The following is a 4,192-nucleotide window of genomic DNA, read 5'->3' as shown; positions in this document are numbered from 1 at the left end:
GAGATAAACCACTGCGGGAAGATACGGATCAGTTCATCTCTGGCTGCAGTGGTCACTAGCCGATCTCCCCGGCATAGTGGTTGAACTTGTTACCGCGGACAAAACCTGCGAGGAAGATACCCGCATCCCTGGCGGCATCAACAGCCAGGGATGTGGCGGCACCCACGGCAATGACACCGGGGATGCCGGCCATCGCAGCCTTCTGCACCAGCTCGAAGGAAGCACGGGAACTCATCACCAGGATGGTGTCCTGCAAGGGCAGTCTGCCCTCCATGAGCATGTGGCCGATGACCTTGTCCGCTGCATTGTGTCGGCCGACATCCTCACGAACTACAAGAAGTTCACCATCCAGGGTGGCGATACCTGCAGCATGCACACCACCGGTCTTATCGAACATCTTCTGTCGCGCCCGCAGCTTATCCGGCAGGGTGAGGATCATACGGGGATCAGGGGTGATGGGCTCAATCGGCCAGCCCTTCTTGCTCATCAGCTGCTCAATAGAGGTGGTGCCACAGACACCACAGGCAGAAGAGGTGGGGAGATTACGCTGCACCGACACCAGGTTCAGCTGACGCTTGGGGTTGGTGGGGACCACATCCAATTCCAGGACATTATAGGTGTTCTGGTTATCCGGCCCCACAGCACCGGCACAATAGCGTGCGGTGGACACCTCGGAAGGATCCTTGATCAGACCCTCTGCCAGCAGCAGACCGTGAACCAGTTCAATGTCATGGCCTGGGGTACGCATGGTGGTGGTGAGACTGGTGCCGTTGACGTGGATCTCCAGCGGTTCCTCCACCGCGATGGTGTCGGGGCGGGTGTTGATGAACACTTCCGCCTCGGTGGACACCACGCGTGGGACCTGGAGGTTCTGTGTAATTCTTCCCATTAGTTTTCGTATCCTTCAGCGATCAAGTTCTGTAGATGGTGTGAGCCTGCGAGTACATGACGTGCCAGTTCTGCTGTTTCCCCTGCTGAGCCTGCATCAGTTTCACCAGCCAGGGTCTGTCGGGTGGCCGCCACACCCAGCAGGAAGGCAGTCATGGGCGCGGCTGGGCGGGCGGGGCCGTGCGCAACGTCGCGGGTGAGGTCTAAGAGCTGGGGGATGACGGCGTCGAGAAGCTCTTTATCAATGCTGAATTCCTCGCAGACCACACCGAGCCACTCGTACATGCGATACATCTTGTCCGCCTCGGCATCATGAGCACTCAAATTAATTTTGTCCTCTCAAAGGTGAAACCCGCACCCATGCGAGATCTTTTAGATTCAACGCCGGGTGCGGGTGGAAAAGTCCTACTTATCAGCCCGGGCACCCAGTGCTTCCAGACGGACAACCACGGATTTGGACACCGGGGTGTTGGACTTCTCCGCCACGGAATCCAATGGGACCAGCACATTGGCCTCCGGGAAATAGGTGGTCACGCAGTCTTTGGCAGTGTTGTACTCCACCACGCGGAAGTTCGGGGCACGGCGCTCACCATCAGAAAATACCGACACGATGTCCACCAGATCGCCGTCCTTCAGGCCACGTTCGCGGCAGTCGGCCGGGCTGACAAAAACAACACGACGACCATTGCGCACACCACGGTAGCGGTCATCCAAGCCGTAGATGGTGGAGTTGTACTGGTCATGGGAACGCACCGTGTTCATGAGGAAATAGCCCTCAGGAAGATCAATCACATTGGTCTCATTGACCGTCAGCTGGGCCTTGCCATCAGAGGTGTTGAAGACACGCTCACGCGGCCCATTGGGCAGGAGGAAACCACCAGGGTTCTGGATACGCCGGTTGAAGTCATGGAAGCCGGGGATGGTGGCCTCGATATGATCACGGATCACGGAATAATCATCGATCATCGGCTGCCAAAAAGGATCCCCGAAGGTCTCCCGGCCAATGGAACCGAGGATGTCACACTCAGACTTCAAGTTCAGATCCAGGTTGGCACGGCTCTTACCGGTGGAACCATGGACGGCACCGACGGAATCCTCCACGGTGACAATCTGGACACCGGACTTCTGCACATCCTTATCGGTGCGCGCAATAACCGGCAGGATCAGGGACTTCTCACCAGGCCAGGCATGGGAACCATTGGGCTTGGTGGACAGGTGCACCGTCAGCTCATTGGACTCCATGCCCTTTTCCAACACCTCAGTATCAGAGGCCACACGCACCAGGTTGCCACCCAGTGAGAGGAAGAACTTGGTCTTGCCATCACGCATCGCACGCAGGGAATCAACCGCATCCCAGCCATGCTCGCGGGGCACATCAAAACCGAACTCATCTTCCAGAGCCTGCAGGAAAGGCTCCGGCATCTTCTCCCAGATACCCATGGTGCGATCACCCTGAACATTGGAATGTCCACGCAAGGGGGCGGTACCTGCGCCAGGCTTACCGATATTGCCGGTGAGCAGCAGGAAGTTAACCATCTCACGGATGGTGTACACAGCGTTCTTGTGCTGGGTGACACCCAGTGTCCAGGAGACCACCACGGTGTCAGCATCTTCCACCATGTCCGCGGCCTTCTGAATATCCTTAGCAGTCAGTCCGCAGCCACGCAGCAAGGTTGCATCATCCAGACTGTTGAGGTGCGCAATGGTGTCCTCCACACCAGAGCAGAACTGGTCTAAGAACTTATGATCCAGAGCGTCACGACGGATCAACTCCTTATTCAACGCCTGGAAGAAAGCACGGTCACCGTCGAGACGCACCTGCATGTACTCATCAGTCAGATCAGCTGACATGCCGAGTACACCCTTGACGGTCTGTGGATCACGGAATTTCATCAGTCCGGTTTCCGGCAGCGGATTCAGGGTGAGGATCTTGCCACCATTGTCCTTGAGCTGCTTGAAGGCATCCAAGGCACGCGGGTGATTGGTGCCCGGGTTCTGGCCCACAGAAATCAGCAGGTCAGTGTTGTAGAAATCCTCCATCACCACAGAACCCTTGCCCAGGCCGAGTGTTTCGCCCAGGGCGGAACCGGTGGACTCATGGCACATGTTGCCGCAGTCAGGAAGGTTATTGGTGCCTAGACGACGCGCCAGCAGCTGCATCATATAGGCAGGCTCATTTGGTGCACGCCCGGAGGTGTAGAACACCGCCTCATCCGGTTCAATCTCCTTGAGCTTGGAAGCGATCATCTCAAAGGCCTTGTCCCAGGCGATCGGATGATAATGATCATCACCGGAACTGCGGTCATAGAGCATCGGCTCAGTGATACGGCCACTCTTACCCAACCAGTGATCCGTCTTTTCCCGCAGGTCATAAATGGAATGCTCAGCCCAGAAATCACGGGTGGCACGCACCGGAGTGGTTTCCTCCGCCACAGCCTTCGCACCGTTTTCACAGAACTCCACGATGCCCAGATTATGCGTAGACGGCTCCGGCCAGGCACAACCGGGGCAGTCAATACCACCGGGCTTATTCATGGTCAGCAGTGGTAAGAGTGCCTTATTCGGTACAGCATGCTGCATGGCGTGGAGAACTCCGGGAACACCGGCGGCTGATTTAACACGCCTACCTACATCAGGGTTATCGAATTCATTCGCTGGATTTGTGATGTGTGCAGGAGGAGTAGTCATAGGGGACAGTCTATGCGAGCACAAAATGCTTGTCGGATCGACACTGCCCAGCTTCACATACCCTGATGGGGGTTGAACGTGGCGTTGATGGTGGTGGTGGGGTGTTTCTGGGATAGAATAGAGGAGTCGCTTGCAGCGATAACCAGTCTTTAACCACTGGATGTTCTCATAGGGGGAAGCCGGTCCAAATCCGGCACTGACCCGCAACCGTAGGCTACTTTTCATAGGTGGCAAGTCGGAATACCCAGAGTCCATCCCATGGCTTAGCAACAACCGTCGTGGAATACGGTTCTTAAGTCTCCTCAGGGTGGCGGAGTCTCTTTTCTCCCCACCCGTGGATTGTTTAAGAAGCGTTCCCCCAAGTTTAAAAAAAGGGAGCTTCATCAGTGCATACTGATACACATCGCTTTCCCTTTCCCCGGTTTAAGAACTCTTCCCCTGAAAGGCGAAAGACCTTGATCACTAACAATCGCGTGGCCACTGCCATCCTTGCCACTGCTGCCACCAGCTTTGCACTCCTTCCAGTTGCGCAGGCTGCTGAGATCGCCACTGCTCGTGCTTGCGTGGATGCTGAGAACGTCTGGGTCCAGGTGGACTTCGGCACAGAATCCGATCA

At 56.3% G+C, this 4,192-nt stretch carries 3 protein-coding genes and 1 riboswitch; all 3 genes read right to left on the bottom strand.

What is annotated here, in order from left to right:
* Positions 1–55: 55 nt before the first annotated feature.
* The 3 genes from fdhD to Q0M74_RS13195 all read right to left on the bottom strand — a co-directional run bounded on the left by fdhD (position 56) and on the right by Q0M74_RS13195 (position 3,576).
* The gene (fdhD, locus tag Q0M74_RS13205; RefSeq protein ID WP_290278391.1) at positions 56–889 is read right to left on the bottom strand and encodes a formate dehydrogenase accessory sulfurtransferase FdhD; all 834 of its coding nucleotides are present in this window, start codon (positions 887–889) and stop codon (positions 56–58) included.
* On the bottom strand, positions 889–1,182 hold the full coding sequence (locus Q0M74_RS13200; protein WP_290279782.1) for a DUF6457 domain-containing protein: 294 nt from the start codon (positions 1,180–1,182) through the stop codon (positions 889–891). Before Q0M74_RS13200 ends, fdhD begins: the two co-directional genes overlap by 1 nt.
* A gap of 111 nt (positions 1,183–1,293) precedes the next feature.
* Positions 1,294–3,576 (bottom strand): FdhF/YdeP family oxidoreductase, encoded by a 2,283-nt coding sequence (locus Q0M74_RS13195; protein ID WP_293955208.1) that lies wholly within the window; start codon positions 3,574–3,576, stop codon positions 1,294–1,296.
* 130 nt (positions 3,577–3,706) lie between these two features.
* Positions 3,707–3,843, top strand: a riboswitch (cobalamin riboswitch).
* Positions 3,844–4,192: the final 349 nt, after the last annotated feature.

Source organism: uncultured Corynebacterium sp., assembly GCF_945649885.1.
In the GTDB taxonomy this organism is placed as follows: Bacteria; Actinomycetota; Actinomycetes; order Mycobacteriales; family Mycobacteriaceae; genus Corynebacterium.
The sequence above is the reverse complement of the archived record's forward strand: the minus strand, read 5'-3'. Positions and strand labels throughout refer to the sequence as shown.

Excerpts from the sequence above, each read along its gene's own strand:
- Q0M74_RS13200 (WP_290279782.1), bottom strand. The coding sequence starts at position 1,182 with ATGTATCGCATGTACGAGTGGCTCGGTGTGGTCTGCGAGGAATTCAGC.
- fdhD (WP_290278391.1), bottom strand. The coding sequence starts at position 889 with ATGGGAAGAATTACACAGAACCTCCAGGTCCCACGCGTGGTGTCCACC.
- Q0M74_RS13195 (WP_293955208.1), bottom strand. The coding sequence starts at position 3,576 with ATGACTACTCCTCCTGCACACATCACAAATCCAGCGAATGAATTCGAT.